This is a genomic window from Arenibacter flavimaris (genome assembly GCF_030291335.1).
GTDB lineage: Bacteria > Bacteroidota > Bacteroidia > Flavobacteriales > Flavobacteriaceae > Arenibacter.
In genome coordinates, this window is sequence record NZ_JASWIM010000002.1 from 93,700 (window position 1) to 108,824 (window position 15,125).

Sequence of the window (15,125 nt, forward strand, 5' to 3'; positions counted from 1 at the left end):
ATTACCTCAATTCCGTAAGTTTAGCCAGATAATCGTAATGTTTTCCTTGGCTTATAAGCTCACAAGATAAGTTATTTGCATTTGCTGCGCGTTGCAAAGTGTTATAGTCCAAATATAACCAATCCAGGGGCTCACTTTTTTCACCCTGATATTCCATTTCAAAGGAAACTTCCCCGTAGTAATTTTGATTGTCAGGAATCCAATAGCCCCCATCCTCGTCCTCTTCGTACATATAAATGATATCACTGGAATCCAAGAGTATCTGACCCTTAGGTTGTAAGAGCGATTTTAAATGTGAAAAAAAACGATCTATATTCTTTAACTTACCTACAATTCCTATACCGTTCATGAGCATCAAAAGGGTGTCGTATTTTTGAAGTTCAAAATCCTGAATATCCTGTAACACAGTTTGCTCTATGCCCCTTTGTTTACAAGTTTCAATGGCTCCGGGCGATTGGTCCAGTGCGGTAACAGGGTAGCCCTTTTTTTGTAAATAGAGGCTGTGGCTGCCAGCTCCACAGCCAATGTCCAAGATACTGCCCTTGCAAAGCTTAAGGGCCTTTTGTTCCAAGGGGGGCATTTTCTTAAAGTCCCTAAATAAATAGGGGATGGGTATTATATCTTCCTCATCCAATGACGAATAGGTCTTGATGTCTTCAGAATAATTACCGGATTGATAATCCAAAAGTGCCTTGCCCAGAATGTCCTTAGCCATTTAAATTTGTTATTTACATGCAAATGTGGGACTTTTAACCAACTTTTAAAAGTTTATTCCACAATGGATGAGGTAATAAGACAACTTCCCGAGCTGGCACAGGAAAAACATAGTGCGAGTAAAAAATTCTTTGGCAAACTTCGAAAAAAACCACCAAAGGATTTGGACTATATTATGCAGGACCTGCACGAGGCGGAGTTTAGGAAAACCGATTGCTTAAACTGCGCCAATTGTTGCAAGACCACGGGTCCCTTGTTTACCAATGCGGATATAGAGCGTATTGCCAAGCATTTTAGAATGAAACCCCAGAAATTTATTGATCAATTTTTGAGGATGGACGAAGATAACGATCATGTGCTGCAAAGTGTTCCCTGTACCTTTTTGGGAGCCGATAATTACTGCTCCATTTATGATGTAAGGCCTAAGGCATGCCGTGAATTTCCGCATACGGATAGGAAAAAATTTCAACAGATAAGTAATCTTACCTTAAAAAATGTGGCTATTTGCCCCGCGGCTTACAATATTGTGGAGGAAATGAAAAAAACAATTAAGTTAAAGTAGGCAATTACGAAAATAAACACTGATTGTAGTAGGGCGGCCATAAATTACTTTTTGAAGGGTAATTATTTAACTACAACTATTTTGTAAATTTAGGCTATGGAAGCCATTTACAATTATTTTGAAACCATCCCTCCCGCACACAGAAGTGTTATTTTGGTTTCAGGGATTGCTTTTTTTTGGACATTGGAGTATATTATCCCCCTGTTTCAGTTAAAGTATAGCAAGCTAAAACATGCAGGGGTCAATCTTTTTTTCACCCTAACCACCATTCTTGTGAATATTCCCTTGGCCTTTTTGCTGCTAAAAACCAGTGATTGGACCATAGCCAATAATTTTGGGATTCTACAGTGGTTGCCCGTGATGCCCTTATGGGGTAAGGTGTTGTTGGGTGTAATGATGCTGGACTTTCTGAGTGCCTGGTTGGCCCATTGGGTAGAGCACAGGGTAAAGGTGCTTTGGGGGTTTCATCTTATACATCATACCGATCATGAAGTAGACACCACAACTGCCAATCGGCACCACCCTGGAGAAAGTGTGGTGCGATTTATTTTTACTTGTTTCGGCACTTTTGTGGTAGGGGCTCCTATAGCCATCATTATGATATATCAGGCCCTTTCGGTTGTTTTGTCACAATTTAACCATGCCAATATCTCATTGCCCAAAAAGCTGGATGAAGTCTTAAGCTGGGTTATTGTTTCGCCGGATATGCACAAAGTGCACCACCATTATAAATTACCCTATACGGATAGTAATTATGGAAATATATTTTCCATTTGGGATAGACTTCTGGGAACCTTTATGAGATTGTCCAATAATGATATTATATATGGGGTGGATACCTATCCCAATGAAAAGGAAAATTCAGATATAGGAGCATTGTTGAAAATTCCGTTCAAGCCATATAAATCACCGAAAAAAATGGATATAACATCCACGGATCAATTGTAAAGTAAGTATTTGGTCCTTATTTTCTGGAATTGCTCAATATCCTTTTGCCAGGTTTTCTTTATTTCCTCTTGGGAAAGGCCACCTTCTATCTGCTTTTGTAGGTTTGCTGTACCGGCATGCTTGGTAAAACCACTTGTGTTAAAAAATAAGCTTTTGTCCTTGGTGTTTTTGTAGGCATCCAATATATAATCCAAATTAACGGTATTTATTTTAGGGGTATCGGCAAGGTCCTTGCCATAACATATTTTGCCGTTTTCTTTTGGGTCTTTCGATCCAAAATTCGGAGAAGGGGTATATCTGAAATTATATTTGGTACTGTCCATAAAGGAGGCGCCATACCGTTGAAACTGAAACTCGGTTCCACGGCCTGCATTTACATTGGTCCCTTCAAACAATCCCAAACTGGGGTAGAGATAAATAGAGGTGTTATTGGGAAGGTTGGGGGAGGGCCTAATGGGTAAAATATAATCTTTGTGGTGATGGTAGTTTTCCATGGGGATTACGGTCAGGTCGGCCACAATTTTGTTTTTCAGCCACCCTTCGTTATTGATCATGTTGGCATATTCCCCTATGGTCATACCATAAACCAAAGGGATGTTGTTCAATCCCAAAAAGCCCCTGTGCGCGGTTTCCATGGTAGGGCCATCAACGTAATGCCCGTTCGGGTTGGGCCTGTCCAGGACAATCATGGGGATATTGTTTTCGGCACAAGCCTCCATGACCAATTGCATGGTAGCGATATAGGTATAGAAACGGACCCCTACATCCTGTATGTCGAAAAGTACAATGTCTACATGCTGCAATAGTTCTTTGGAAGGCTTTCTGTTTTTCCCGTACAGGGAGATTATGGGAAGTCCTGTTTTATCATCCTTTCCATCGCTTACCTTCTCCCCGGCATCGGCTTCTCCCCGAAATCCGTGTTCGGGTGCAAATACCTGTTTAATATCTATGTTCTGTGACAATAGGGAATCCACAATATGGGTATAGGATAAGGGTTGTGTATCCTTAAAGATTACACTGGTCTGATTGGCTACGATTCCTACTCTTTTTCCTTCAAGTAAAGGGAGGTAGGATGCAGTTCTGTTGGCTGCTATAATTATAGGGAGATCTGTAGCAAGGCTATCCTGTACCGCCACGGAATTAAGTGCTTTATTATGGGTTTTGGTGTGGTTTCCACAACTAGAAAGTGTAAAAAACAATAATAAAACTGTATTTTTGAAAATGGAAAAAACTGCCATAAATTGAATTTAGAATTTTTTATTGCCAAACGCCTTGTTACAGGTAAGGAGCATAAAATTAGTATTTCTGCACCAATAATAAAAATAGCTATTGCGGCCATTGCATTGGGGGTGATAATGATGTTGGTGGCTATTTCCACCGGGGTTGGTCTAAAACACAAAATACGGGAAAAGATAGCCGCCTTTAACGGCCACATCCAGATTTATAATTACGACAGCAATACCTCCGACGTGTCCAAGGTCCCTGTTTCCCTTGATCAGGAATTTTATCCGGAATTTAAATCGGTCAGCGGGATACAGCATATTCAAGGGGTAGCCACCAAGGCGGGGATAATAAGAACCGAAGAGACTTTTGAAGGTATTTTGGCAAAAGGTGTTGGGGCGGATTACAATTGGAATGTTTTTAAGGAATTTTTAGTGGATGGCACCCTGCCCAATTTTACAGGGGAAATCAATGATGAGGCATTAATATCACAGGTTTTGGCCAAGCGTTTAAAATTGAAGACAGGGGATTCCTTCGTTGCTATTTTCTTTAAGGAAGACGATGCATCCAAGATACCCAATCAAAGGAGATTTACTATTACGGGCATTTACGACAGTGGTTTTGAAGAGCTGGACGGCTCCTATATTTTTATTGATCTGCGCCATATTCAACATATGAATAAATGGGCGGATAATGAAGTGGGAAACTTTGAAATCTTTGTGGACGATTTTGATGAAATGGACAATAAGGCCAAGGAAATTTACGGAAAGACCTTGCCCAATCTGGATACTCAGACCATAAAGGACAAATATTACAGGATTTTTGAATGGCTTGGTCTTTTCGATTTTAATATAGCATTGATCATTGGTATTATGATTATTGTAGGAGGTATCAATATGATTACCGCCCTCCTTGTTTTAATTTTGGAAAGGACCCAAATGATAGGTATTTTAAAGGCTTTGGGGTCGTCCAATTGGAGTATACGAAAGATATTTTTATACAATGCGGCTTACCTGATAGGTGTTGGCCTTGTGTTGGGCAACATCATTGGATTGGGTATTATAGGGTTGCAATACAAATTCCGTATGTTCAAGTTTCCCAACCCCAAGGAGTATTATATAGATTATATTCCAGTGTACCTTGACGTGACGGCGGTGGTAGTCCTCAACATTGGCGTTTTGATTTTATGTTTGCTGATGTTGCTTTTGCCGTCCTATATTATTACTAAAATATCTCCCGTTAAGGCTATACAGTTCGAATAGAATATATTGTAAATTTTAAATCCCGAATCAATAACAAAGTGATGAATTTTCTCTTAAAAAGTATAAGCAAATGGTAAAGCTAAACCTACAGGATCAGATTGTAACAATAGATGAAGGGGAATTGGTGGGCTATGCAGTTGCCGGCCATGAGTATATTCACCAAAAGGGCAGTCCGGGATGGCGTAATTCGGATACGGAAATGTTTCCAATTATAGGGCCTACCAATGAGGCAAATTTTAGGGTTACAACCCCTAAAGGTGCAGCTGTTCAGGATCAACATGGTCTATTGAGGGAAATGGTATACCAACTCGTTTCCCAAACCAAAACCAAGTCCATCTATAGGAAACAATATGTGTCAGGTACCGCAATCAAGAATTCCAAATTCCCCTCCAAATCCACGGAGGAATATTTGTCCTGGCCTTATAATTTTGAATTTACAAAGTCCTACGAGATTCTTGAAAACGGCCTAAGAATTGAATTCAAAATTACCGGGGAAGCAGGAATGCCTTTTATGTTGGGATATCATCCTGCGTTTAAACTATATTCGGAAAATATTTCCATTAGAACCTCTGATCGTACCATTGCCCTACAGGAGATACTCGATGCAGGCAATAGGGCCCTGCCGGTTTTGGACTGCAATTCCCTTACCTTGTCGGATGTAGGGGAGATTAATTTAAAAACTGAAGGCTTTGGGAATTTTATGTTGTGGACAGAAGTACCCAATATGCTGTGTATAGAACCCATTTCCTTTTATCCATATGCGGTAAGCCAGGAGGATTTGCACAACGGATTTCAGACGGTAAGTACGTCTGAAAGGATATTTTCGGTAATAATACAACCTAACCTTTGAAACGAATAGTATGACAGAAGCATTGGAATTACATTATGGTTATATTTTTGAACCGGAGTTGTTGGAAGAAATTAGGACGGTAGGCAGCTATAAAAAGGTTGGTCAAGGCGAAATCCTAATGGAAATTGGTGCTAATATTAAGTCCATGCCTTTGCTGCTAAGCGGAGCCATTAAGGTGCTAAGGGAAGATGATGATGGCAATGAACTATTATTGTATTTTGTTGAAAAAGGGGACACTTGTGCTATGACCTTTTCCTGTTGTATGGGAAACAAAAAGAGTGGAATACGCGCCGTTGCGGAAACAGATACAGAATTATTAATGATACCGGTGGGCTATTTGGAAACCTGGATGGGGAAATATAAAACGTGGCAACAGTTTATCTTGGACAGTTACCACGCTAGAATGATGGAACTAATGGAGACCATAGATACCCTTGCCTTTCTAAGAATGGATGAGCGCTTATTGAAGCACCTGCAGGATAAGGCCAAAGTAACCCATGATGATGTATTGTACGCAACCCATCAGGAAATAGCCTACGACCTTCATACCTCACGGGTGGTAGTATCCCGCTTATTGAAAAAAATGGAAAATGAAGGTAAAATTGAACTTTACCGAAATCAGATCAAAGTGTTGGATCTATAGTTTTTTGTAGTTTAGTATTTGTTATTGAGCAGTTTAAGTGTTAAACTTGTCTTGGTAAAAGTAAAGTTGAATGAGGATTGGTTTTTGTAAGTATGTTCTGGTCCTATCCGTATTGTTGGCGGGTTGTGGCAATCCTGCCAAGAAAGGGGAAATAGATATACCCCGGCCCAAGATGGTTGCCAAGGTTGCTGCCCTACCCAAAATTATAAAAACGCCCATAGGAAATCCAAGTTCCGAAGAAAAGGAACTCTTGGGGAAACTACTTTTTTATGACCCAATACTTTCGGGCGGTAAGGACATTGCTTGTGCCAGTTGCCATCACCCGGCTACCGGATATGCAGAGTTCCTGGATCTATCCATTGGTGCAAATGGTCAGGGGTTGGGGAGTAAAAGGGTATTTAAGCAGCCCAATGAAATTCCTCAAATGAAACGAAATTCCCCCACAATTCTAAACACCGCATATAATGGTATACACGGGAAGGATGATTATGATCCGGAAAATGCTCCCATGTTTTGGGATGATCGTGTAAAGAGTCTGGAAAAGCAGGCATTGGAGCCCATTAAGACCTTGGAAGAAATGAAGGGTGTTCATATTTCAAAGTCTCAAATTTTAAGTGAAGTGGCTGCAAGACTTCAGGCCATACCTGAATACAAAGATCTTTTTGCAGCAGCTTTTGGTGCGGATGCACCAATAGACAGTATTCATATAGGAATGGCCATTGCTTCCTTTGAAAGGACTTTGGTGGCCAACAATTCCCGCTTTGATCAATATATGGCTGGGGATGTAAACGCCATTTCCCATTCCGAAAAGGAAGGCTTTAAGCTTTTTAAATCCGTAGGTTGCATCAATTGCCATAACGGACCCATGTTTTCGGACTATAAGTTGCACGTATTGGGTGTGCCGGAAAACAAAAAGTTAACAGAACCCGACAGTGGATTTCAGGAAAGTTTCGCCTTTAGGACCGCTTCTCTTAGGAACCTGCGTTTTACCGCACCCTATATGCACAATGGTGCCTTTCAAAATTTAAAACAGGTATTGGAATTTTATGAGGATATTTCTTTTGGGAAAACACGGAATCCCTCGGTATCCAAGGAAATGTTCGATCCCTTTGTAAGGGAGCTTCAACTCAGTGTTAAGGATATGTCCTTGATCATTTCATTTTTAAATACCCTTAACGATGAAAATTTTGATAAGGAAATCCCCGAAAAGGTTCCCAGTGGATTGCCCGTAGGCGGAAATATTCAATAGTTGGTCGCTATGCGGTAATTAGTTGTATTTACAATCCTCCGGAGCGGATTTTATGTAATATTTACGATAATTGGACGCTTTGGGATCCATACAACCCTTGAGGTTTTTTAATTCTACTTTTCTAAAGTCTATGGGCTGCCCCTCCGCCTGTAAGGCTATAAAACCTTCCTTTAATAATTTACCGTCGATTTTGATGGCCGGATCATATCTGTTGGCAACACCGCCTCCTATTTGTGGTTTTGTGTATTGCAGTACCTCCTCCCCATTTACAATATGGGTCACAATGGAATCTCCCAAAACAATGGCCTCGGCGCGTACCCATTGATCTCCGAAATAGGTCTTGGAAGTGGAATTGATACAGTGTCTCGGGTCAATTTTACCTTGGTATACCACATCGGTTCCCGGGGAACACATATTGCCGGTGGGCCGTGATTTTCCTTCTTCCAGTCCGGCCAAAAACTGCATTTCCACAGAAATGGGCCAATCCTGCTCCTTGGGCATGGTCCTGGGATCTTGGGAATGGAACATTACCCCACTATTTTTTATGGTGTAACTTGGGGCTCCCGGGTGCAATTCACCTACAAAACGATACTCTACCACTAAATGATAATAGGAGTAGGGGGTGTTGTAATATAGGTGGCCATAGCGTTCATTAAAATCGCCCTCATATTGGTCATAGCGCACTTTTATGATACTATCTTCTACCCTAAAGGTGTCGCCGTAATTGTCCCCAACCTCATAATGGTGAATTTTGGTGGTCCAATCGTTTATGTCCTTACCATTGAACATGGAAATCCAACCGTCCTTATTTTCTTCAGAAACAGATTTAACCGTGCTGCACTGGCAAAGGATTACAGTAGCTATAAGACAACTTATGATGTAGGGTATTTTCTGCATATTCCAAGTGTAAATTTGTAATGAGGGTACAAGATAAAATATTTAATGTTTATTAATACCAATTTGAATGGGAGGAATGGGTATAAAGGTTTAAATTCTGTAACCTTCGTTACATAGGAATTAGGTATTTAATACTAAATTTGGTGAATGAGGAGATTTTTACCTTTCTTGGACTGGCTTCCAAAATATAACAAAAGCCTTTTTGGAAAAGATTTGGTGGCAGGTATAACCGTGGGTATAATTTTAATTCCCCAGGGTATGGCCTACGCTATGATTGCCGGTCTGCCACCGGTTTATGGTTTGTACGCTTCCTTGTTCCCTATTTTGACATATGCTTTTTTGGGCACTTCCAGGCAAATTGCCGTAGGGCCGGTGGCCATGGATTCCCTTTTGGTGGCTGCTGGTTTGGGCACCCTTGCCATATCAGGGGTGCAAAACTATATTTTAATGGCATTGTTCCTGTCGTTTATGGTAGGTGCATTTCAATTGATGTTTGGTTTTTTGCGTATGGGCTTTCTGGTCAACTTTATGTCTAGACCTGTAATCAGTGGATTTACCTCTGCCGCTGCCTTAATCATTATTTTTAGTCAATTAAAGCACTTATTGGGAGCGGATATCATAAATAGCAATAAATTTCACGAGCTGGTTATGAATGCCTTTCAGCATTTGTCTGAAACCAATATTTATGATTTCTCTATTGGGATAATAGGAATTCTGATCATTGTTTCGTTTAAAAAATGGTATGACAGATTTCCGGCAATATTATTGGTCGTTGTACTTAGCAGTTTGGGGGTTTATTTTTTTAATTTGGAGGCCTTTGATGTCCAGGTAGTAGGGGAGGTCCCAGCAGGCCTACCAAGTTTTAATCTTCATAGTTTTAGCATGGAGAAGTTTAGGGATATATGGCCTATTGCCCTAACATTGGCATTGGTTGGATATTTGGAGGCAATTTCCATCGGGAGGGCATTTGAAGAAAAAAATAAAGTAGAGACCATAGACCCCAACCAAGAGTTGATAGCATTGGGGGCTTCAAATATGATAGGTTCATTTTTTCAGTCCTATTCGGTTACAGCAAGTTTTTCCCGTTCGGCAATAAATTATGAAGCGGGCGCCAAGACTACCGTGGCCTCACTGATCAGTGTGGTAATGGTGGCCCTGACACTATTGTTTCTTACCCCATTGTTCTATAACTTGCCAAAGGCGGCACTGGCTTCAATTATTATGGTTTCCGTATTTGGACTAATAGATCTTTCCTATCCAAAAAAATTATGGAACCAAAGCAAGGATGAGTTTATGGTTCTTTTGATAACTTTTTTAATTACCCTTGGTGTTGGCATAGTGGAGGGTATTCTAATAGGGGTATTACTATCCCTACTTTTGATGGTATACAGGACGTCCAAACCTCATTTTGCTGTTTTGGGAAAAATAAAGGGATCCGATTATTATAAAAATATTAGTCGTTTTGGTGACGAGGCAGAGGTACGATCCGATCTTTTGATCGTAAGGTTCGACTCCCAGCTATATTTTGGGAATTTGGGTTATTTTAAAAGTGAACTTTTCAAGTTCATCAATGTCAAGGGCCGCTCCCTGAAAGCGGTGATTTTAAATGCCGAGGCCATTAATTATATAGATGCTAGCGCATCTGCCATGTTGATCAATGTTATCGAAGAAATTCACAATCGGAACATCGAGTTTTATATTGCGGGTGCTACGGGCCCCATTCGCGACATAATATTCAAGAGCGGAATTATCAACTGTCTGCATAAAGAATATCTTTTTGTTAAGATAAAGGAAGCCGTAGCCTATCATGATGATCCCAATACCATTCCTTTGCTAAGGGAAAGAGTGGCACATCAGAATCAAAGTAACTAATGTTGCATTCGGGGAGGTCTATATTATTTACCTTTGTAAAGGTGATTGTCCATTTAAGATTATTTTGATTAAATTTTAATCACCACACAAAAAAAAGATTAAGAAAATGGGCCAGGGCAACTTTGATGGCAACTAGATTGTTTCATGGTGAATTGCTACCGATAATTACTCGGATGGCTTATTAGGAACCAATAAATTTTTACAGATGAAAATAGAACAGATTTATACAGGATGTTTGGCGCAGGGTGCATATTATATAGAAAGTAAAGGAGAAGTGGCCATAATTGACCCCTTGCGTGAGGTGGAACCTTATATAAAAAGGGCCAAAGCGGATAATGCCACTATAAAATATATTTTTGAGACGCATTTCCATGCAGATTTTGTAAGTGGGCATATAACCCTTTCCAAAGAAACTGGGGCACCTATTGTCTATGGTCCTACGGCCAATCCTTCCTTTGATGCGATTATAGCAGAAGATGGTCAGGAATTTAGGTTGGGGGATATTACCATTAAGGCATTGCATACCCCAGGGCATACCATGGAAAGTACCACTTATTTGTTGAGGGACGAAAAGGGTAAGGATTACGCTATATTTTCGGGGGACACTTTGTTTTTAGGGGACGTGGGTAGACCGGATTTGGCACAGAAAGCGGCCAATATGACCCAAGAGGATTTGGCCGGGTTATTGTTCGATAGTCTTAGAAACAAAATTATGCCCTTAGCCGATGAAGTGGTGGTCTATCCCGCACATGGTGCAGGTTCGGCCTGTGGAAAGAACATGATGAAGGAGACCGTGGATACCTTGGGCAATCAAAAGAAAATGAATTATGCCCTACGTGCCAATATGACCAAGGAAGAATTTGTTAAGGAGGTTACAGAAGGATTATTGCCACCTCCAAAATACTTTCCGCTCAATGTGAAAATGAACAAAGAAGGATATGAGGATATAGGGGACGTATTGGAAAGAGGTACCACTGCCTTGTCTCCCGATGCCTTTGAGGAAGCTGCCAATGCCACGGATGCGGTAATTTTGGATGTAAGAAACCAGGACGAATTTGTAAAGGGATTTGTTCCTCGATCTATTTTCATAGGGCTGGATGGTAGTTTTGCCCCATGGGTAGGAGCCCTTATTGCCGATACCAAGCAGTCTATCCTACTTGTAGCACCGGAAGGTAGGGAGGAAGAAGCCATCATAAGATTATCCAGGGTTGGCTTTGATGCTACCATAGGGTATTTAAAGGGAAGTTTCAAAGCCTGGAAAAATTCCGGTAAGGAATATGATGTAATTACATCCATTTCCGCCAAGGAATTGAAGGCCACTCTGGATAATAAGGAAGTTCCTGTTTTTGATGTAAGGAAAGAATCGGAATACCTATCCGAGCATATGGAAAATGCCAACAACACCCCTTTGGATTTTTTAAATGACCATATGGCCGAATTTCCTAAGGAGGATACCTTTTATGTACACTGTGCAGGTGGATATAGGTCTGTTATAGCGGCATCCATTTTAAAAAGTAGGGGCATCCATAATTTAGTGGATATAGCAGGTGGCTTTGAGGAAATAAAGAATTCCGGTTATAAGGTAACCGTTTATGTTTGTCCAACGACACTTTAAAAGTGATATTTATCATATTTTACAGTGCTGTTTGTATATATTTTAGCTTACTGAATTTAAAATAATTACCTATGATTCTACAATACTTGCCATTGGTAAATTGGAGTAACGGAATAGTAATGATTGCTGTTTTTGGAGCTGTTTGTGTTGGGCTTGTCACCGCTGTTTTGATGTTGATGAACAGTGGTAAAAAAAAGTAGGTCGGGTATTTCATTTATTTGAAACAACCGGCCGTGCTTCTTCAAATGGAAAGAGGGGAGAAGGCAATGGCCTTGTTCGGGTATTTTCTTAAATACCATGACAAAATGCGTTTGGTATCCGTATTTTCTTTTTGGAGTTCCAAAAAATTTTCCAGGGCGTCAATATTATTTATCTGCTCCTGCCGCGGTAGGAATCCGTAACCCTTGTATTTGTTGTTGATAATCAATACAAAGGCTTCTTCCTCGGCGTGTCTGCCCTTTTCCTTGATCACTAAATTTCGGTTTCTGTCCATCAAGTCATCAATGGCGTTTCTTACTTTGGTATTATAATCCAAAGGCGATTCGGTTCCCTTACATATTCCAGAACAGTTGGTAATACTATAATGGGAGCAGCTGCTAATATTTTCCTGTAAATGACAGAATTTGGGACATAAGCCGTAGTTCTTGCATAGGTCTTCCAAGAACAAGCGGCAATCCGTTATGGTATTAAAAGTGGATATGGGATTGGGCGTTAATTTCAATTTGTTGTATGCCAAGTGTTGAATTCCATTGCGATCCTCATAGGAGAAAATGGCGTATTCTGTTGGTGTTCGTTTCTGACTTTGATTGTATAGGGGGAAATGTTGTTTAATGGCTGCAGATTCCATTAATAGGGCAATTAGCTCGTTCCCGGATAATTCAAAATCGATGTCGTGAGTCGCCCTGCACATTAAAATTTCTTTGTTGGACTTGTCGTAAAAATGCCCAAGCACCCGCTTTTTGATATCAATGGCTTTCCCTACATATATTATGGTTCCCTTCGCATCCTTAAAAAAATAAATACCAGGGGAATGGGGTAGTCTTTCAAAGATTTCCTTGGGTAACAATGGGGGCAATGTAGCTTCTTGTGAGCGTGCATTGAGAAAAGCTTTGAATACCTTTTCGGCCCCGTTTGTCCTTAACAGTTTTTTAAACAGGATTACCGTGGCCTGGGCATCCCCTTTTGCCCTGTGGCGATCTGTCAGGGGAATGTTCAAAGAAGTGCATAATTTTCCCAGACTATAGGATTTTAGGCCAGGGATAAGTTTTCTGGACAATCGAACCGTACATAGCTTTTTGCGGGAGAAATTAATTCCGATATTCTGAAATTCATTCTTGATAACGTTGTAGTCGAAATTTACGCTATGGGCTACAAAAATGGTGTCCTCTGTTATTTCCAATACCTTTGCAGCCATTTCTTCCCAAGTGGGGGCATGGCGCACCAGATCATTATCGATGCCCGTTAATCCCGTAATGAAATGGGGTATTTCACATTCAGGGTTTACCAGCGAAGTATATTCATCGATGATTGCATGACCGTCAAATTTGAATATGGAAATTTCAGTAATCTTATTTCCTTTTATCCCGTTTCCGGTAGTTTCTATATCGATGATGGTGTACATATATTAAGGTGCTGGTAGTAACAGAACCTTAAAGTTATGGGAAATTGATTAAAAACTTGACTCCAACGGTTTAAAATTGTATACGGATGTTAAATTCCTTGTAGCTAGTCCAAATCCTTGATTACTTCCGTTAAGGCCTTATAAATGATGGGCCCCGTTTCCGGTCCCAAGGAATTCTCTTCCCCATAGGTGTCGCCTTCATCATTGTATAGGTACGGTTTTCCCGTGTCCCATTCGCTTTTTGGTATTATATATCCAATTTCATCATTGGAAAGTCCTAAATAAAATTTGTACTTGTCGGAAATCAATTCCTGAAGTGGTGGAATTTCCAAGGGCTGTATGTTAAATTCGCGACCTTCGGGGGCCTCTATGCCACCATACACAATTTCGGGATATATTTCCCCAGGGATACTTAAAAATAGGGCAGGGCCTATTCGAATGGCCCCTACTTCGGTCCTGGATTTAAAATATTCGGGCATTCCCATCTTGATCAGGCCAATACCACTGGCAATCTTAAAGGTAGTATTGTCCAATGGTGCCAAGATAGTCTTTGCCCTTAAAGAAATATTCGAATTGGTCAAGGTATCACCCTTTTGTTTTAGGGCGGTCAAGGACATCAAGGCAATTTGATCTCCAAGCGCCTTGGTTTTTTCAAATGTAGGTTCAAAGTATTCCTCCCCAGTAAAGGGGTCGGGTATCCCCAAAGAGGGATGTGGTGCCATTAATCCGCCAATAGCTCCCGAAAAATAAATGGCCACTCCGCCAAGTCCCTCAGTTACCAATTCCTCTCCGTTGTAAACACCTTTTTCCAGGCCTTCCCTAATATAGTGGGGAAAATCCGAACTGATCAATAAATTTTGAGACCATAGCGTTTCGGGATGGTTTGCCCAATTGATTAGGGTTCCCAGGGTGGTGTCGTTTTCGGCATCCAGAACCTGCATTAAATGTATTCCAGTGGCCTTTACAATTGGTTTTCGGGTGTCTTTTATGAGTTTGCCATCTTCTCCGGACAGGTCTTCGGCAAAAACCAATTTTGCGGGACGAAGGTTGTTGGCAGCCTCAATTATAGCCGCAACGGTTTGGGATTTTACATATTCCATCATTTCTGGATTTACGCCGGAATTGAAGATGTTTTCGCCCCAGATGCCAACAAGGTCGTTGCTTTCGTGGGTATGGGTAGACGATAACAGGGTGTAATCTATTCCCAGCTCGGCAGGTATTCGTTTTCTGATGTCGATTACATCCCCATGTAAAAAACCAATGGCATCCATAGAAATCATGGCTATCCTGGTATTGCCATCATCGATCACCATAACCCGGGACCAGACATCATCATGCACTCCCTGGGCAGGTTTGGCGTTGCTCATTCCTGCAATCCAATACGCATCAAATTTCCCATTGTTATTGTTGTCGTTATAAGTATCGCCTTCATCCTTGCTGTATTTATTGTTTCCATTGGCATCGTTCCAAGTGTCTACAATAGTTGGGGTAATGGGCTTTTTGGAAAATCCGGCTGTTATGGGTTGCGGGGTTTTGTTCTCGATTTTAAGATCGATGGAATAGTCGGGATGACGGTCGCGCCAATTGTACATCACTACCGATGCCCCTACCAATAAGAGTATAAGGATGCCTATCCCAAATATTTTTAATCCCTTTTTTAAAGTTTTCATT

Annotated in this window: 14 protein-coding genes; 9 read left to right on the plus strand and 5 right to left on the minus strand. The window is 40.8% G+C overall.

Annotated features, from left to right (window positions below; genetic code table 11):
• Nucleotide 1: 1 nt before the first annotated feature.
• Nucleotides 2-715 carry a class I SAM-dependent methyltransferase gene (locus QSE00_RS02505; protein WP_110356542.1) on the minus strand — a complete coding sequence of 238 codons (714 nt, stop codon included), beginning with the start codon at nucleotides 713-715 and terminating at the stop codon, nucleotides 2-4.
• 63 nt (nucleotides 716-778) lie between these two features.
• Here QSE00_RS02505 and QSE00_RS02510 point away from each other — a divergent pair, with 63 nt between their 5' ends.
• Nucleotides 779-1,276: a YkgJ family cysteine cluster protein gene (locus QSE00_RS02510; protein ID WP_286104763.1), complete on the plus strand. Its 498-nt coding sequence runs from the start codon at nucleotides 779-781 to the stop codon at nucleotides 1,274-1,276.
• Between the two features lie 96 nt (nucleotides 1,277-1,372).
• Nucleotides 1,373-2,224, plus strand: a complete 852-nt coding sequence (locus QSE00_RS02515; RefSeq protein ID WP_110356544.1) for a sterol desaturase family protein — start codon at nucleotides 1,373-1,375, stop codon at nucleotides 2,222-2,224.
• On the opposite strand, the gene QSE00_RS02520 is transcribed toward QSE00_RS02515, so the two are convergent.
• A complete protein-coding gene (locus QSE00_RS02520; RefSeq protein WP_286104764.1) occupies nucleotides 2,215-3,462 on the minus strand; it encodes an exo-beta-N-acetylmuramidase NamZ family protein in 1,248 nt (415 codons plus the stop codon). The two genes, QSE00_RS02515 and QSE00_RS02520, sit on opposite strands and share 10 nt — an antisense overlap.
• A gap of 3 nt (nucleotides 3,463-3,465) precedes the next feature.
• On the opposite strand from QSE00_RS02520, the gene QSE00_RS02525 reads away from it, so the two are divergent.
• The 4 genes from QSE00_RS02525 to QSE00_RS02540 all read left to right on the plus strand — a co-directional run bounded on the left by QSE00_RS02525 (nucleotide 3,466) and on the right by QSE00_RS02540 (nucleotide 7,449).
• Complete coding sequence (locus QSE00_RS02525; protein WP_286104765.1) at nucleotides 3,466-4,707, plus strand: ABC transporter permease; 1,242 nt, start codon at nucleotides 3,466-3,468, stop codon at nucleotides 4,705-4,707.
• 70 nt (nucleotides 4,708-4,777) lie between these two features.
• Nucleotides 4,778-5,557 carry an aldose epimerase family protein gene (locus QSE00_RS02530; protein WP_286104766.1) on the plus strand — a complete coding sequence of 260 codons (780 nt, stop codon included), beginning with the start codon at nucleotides 4,778-4,780 and terminating at the stop codon, nucleotides 5,555-5,557.
• 10 nt (nucleotides 5,558-5,567) lie between these two features.
• Entirely contained in the window at nucleotides 5,568-6,200 is a 633-nt protein-coding gene (locus QSE00_RS02535; RefSeq protein ID WP_110356548.1) for a Crp/Fnr family transcriptional regulator, read from the plus strand.
• A gap of 70 nt (nucleotides 6,201-6,270) precedes the next feature.
• On the plus strand, nucleotides 6,271-7,449 hold the full coding sequence (locus QSE00_RS02540) for a cytochrome-c peroxidase (RefSeq protein WP_110356549.1): 1,179 nt from the start codon (nucleotides 6,271-6,273) through the stop codon (nucleotides 7,447-7,449).
• Nucleotides 7,450-7,467: 18 nt separating this feature from the next.
• Here the strand turns inward: QSE00_RS02540 and QSE00_RS02545 are convergent, their stop codons facing one another.
• Complete coding sequence (locus QSE00_RS02545) at nucleotides 7,468-8,346, minus strand: 3-keto-disaccharide hydrolase (protein WP_286104767.1); 879 nt, start codon at nucleotides 8,344-8,346, stop codon at nucleotides 7,468-7,470.
• 147 nt (nucleotides 8,347-8,493) lie between these two features.
• Between QSE00_RS02545 and QSE00_RS02550 the strand changes: the two genes are divergently transcribed.
• The 3 genes from QSE00_RS02550 (at nucleotide 8,494) to QSE00_RS02560 (ending at nucleotide 12,033) form a co-directional block, all read left to right on the plus strand.
• Complete coding sequence (locus QSE00_RS02550) at nucleotides 8,494-10,218, plus strand: SulP family inorganic anion transporter (protein WP_286104768.1); 1,725 nt, start codon at nucleotides 8,494-8,496, stop codon at nucleotides 10,216-10,218.
• A 205-nt stretch (nucleotides 10,219-10,423) separates the two neighbouring features.
• The gene (locus QSE00_RS02555) at nucleotides 10,424-11,833 is read left to right on the plus strand and encodes an MBL fold metallo-hydrolase (protein WP_286104769.1); all 1,410 of its coding nucleotides are present in this window, start codon (nucleotides 10,424-10,426) and stop codon (nucleotides 11,831-11,833) included.
• 71 nt (nucleotides 11,834-11,904) lie between these two features.
• Nucleotides 11,905-12,033, plus strand: coding sequence for a hypothetical protein (locus QSE00_RS02560; protein ID WP_258364839.1), 129 nt, complete (start codon nucleotides 11,905-11,907; stop codon nucleotides 12,031-12,033).
• Nucleotides 12,034-12,074: 41 nt separating this feature from the next.
• On the opposite strand, the gene QSE00_RS02565 is transcribed toward QSE00_RS02560, so the two are convergent.
• Both QSE00_RS02565 and QSE00_RS02570 read right to left on the minus strand, forming a co-directional pair.
• On the minus strand, nucleotides 12,075-13,454 hold the full coding sequence (locus QSE00_RS02565) for an exonuclease domain-containing protein (protein ID WP_286104770.1): 1,380 nt from the start codon (nucleotides 13,452-13,454) through the stop codon (nucleotides 12,075-12,077).
• A 104-nt stretch (nucleotides 13,455-13,558) separates the two neighbouring features.
• On the minus strand, nucleotides 13,559-15,124 hold the full coding sequence (locus QSE00_RS02570) for a hypothetical protein (RefSeq protein ID WP_286104771.1): 1,566 nt from the start codon (nucleotides 15,122-15,124) through the stop codon (nucleotides 13,559-13,561).
• Nucleotide 15,125 lies beyond the last annotated feature (1 nt).

What these genes read in the sequence shown, in the direction of transcription:
- QSE00_RS02550 (WP_286104768.1), top strand. Translation starts at nt 8,494, where the DNA reads ATGAGGAGATTTTTACCTTTCTTGGACTGGCTTCCAAAATATAACAAA.
- QSE00_RS02515 (WP_110356544.1), top strand. Translation starts at nt 1,373, where the DNA reads ATGGAAGCCATTTACAATTATTTTGAAACCATCCCTCCCGCACACAGA.
- QSE00_RS02565 (WP_286104770.1), bottom strand. Translation starts at nt 13,454, where the DNA reads ATGTACACCATCATCGATATAGAAACTACCGGAAACGGGATAAAAGGA.
- QSE00_RS02555 (WP_286104769.1), top strand. Translation starts at nt 10,424, where the DNA reads ATGAAAATAGAACAGATTTATACAGGATGTTTGGCGCAGGGTGCATAT.
- QSE00_RS02535 (WP_110356548.1), top strand. Translation starts at nt 5,568, where the DNA reads ATGACAGAAGCATTGGAATTACATTATGGTTATATTTTTGAACCGGAG.
- QSE00_RS02505 (WP_110356542.1), bottom strand. Translation starts at nt 715, where the DNA reads ATGGCTAAGGACATTCTGGGCAAGGCACTTTTGGATTATCAATCCGGT.
- QSE00_RS02530 (WP_286104766.1), top strand. Translation starts at nt 4,778, where the DNA reads ATGGTAAAGCTAAACCTACAGGATCAGATTGTAACAATAGATGAAGGG.
- QSE00_RS02540 (WP_110356549.1), top strand. Translation starts at nt 6,271, where the DNA reads ATGAGGATTGGTTTTTGTAAGTATGTTCTGGTCCTATCCGTATTGTTG.
- QSE00_RS02510 (WP_286104763.1), top strand. Translation starts at nt 779, where the DNA reads ATGGATGAGGTAATAAGACAACTTCCCGAGCTGGCACAGGAAAAACAT.
- QSE00_RS02545 (WP_286104767.1), bottom strand. Translation starts at nt 8,346, where the DNA reads ATGCAGAAAATACCCTACATCATAAGTTGTCTTATAGCTACTGTAATC.
- QSE00_RS02570 (WP_286104771.1), bottom strand. Translation starts at nt 15,124, where the DNA reads ATGAAAACTTTAAAAAAGGGATTAAAAATATTTGGGATAGGCATCCTT.
- QSE00_RS02520 (WP_286104764.1), bottom strand. Translation starts at nt 3,462, where the DNA reads ATGGCAGTTTTTTCCATTTTCAAAAATACAGTTTTATTATTGTTTTTT.
- QSE00_RS02560 (WP_258364839.1), top strand. Translation starts at nt 11,905, where the DNA reads ATGATTCTACAATACTTGCCATTGGTAAATTGGAGTAACGGAATAGTA.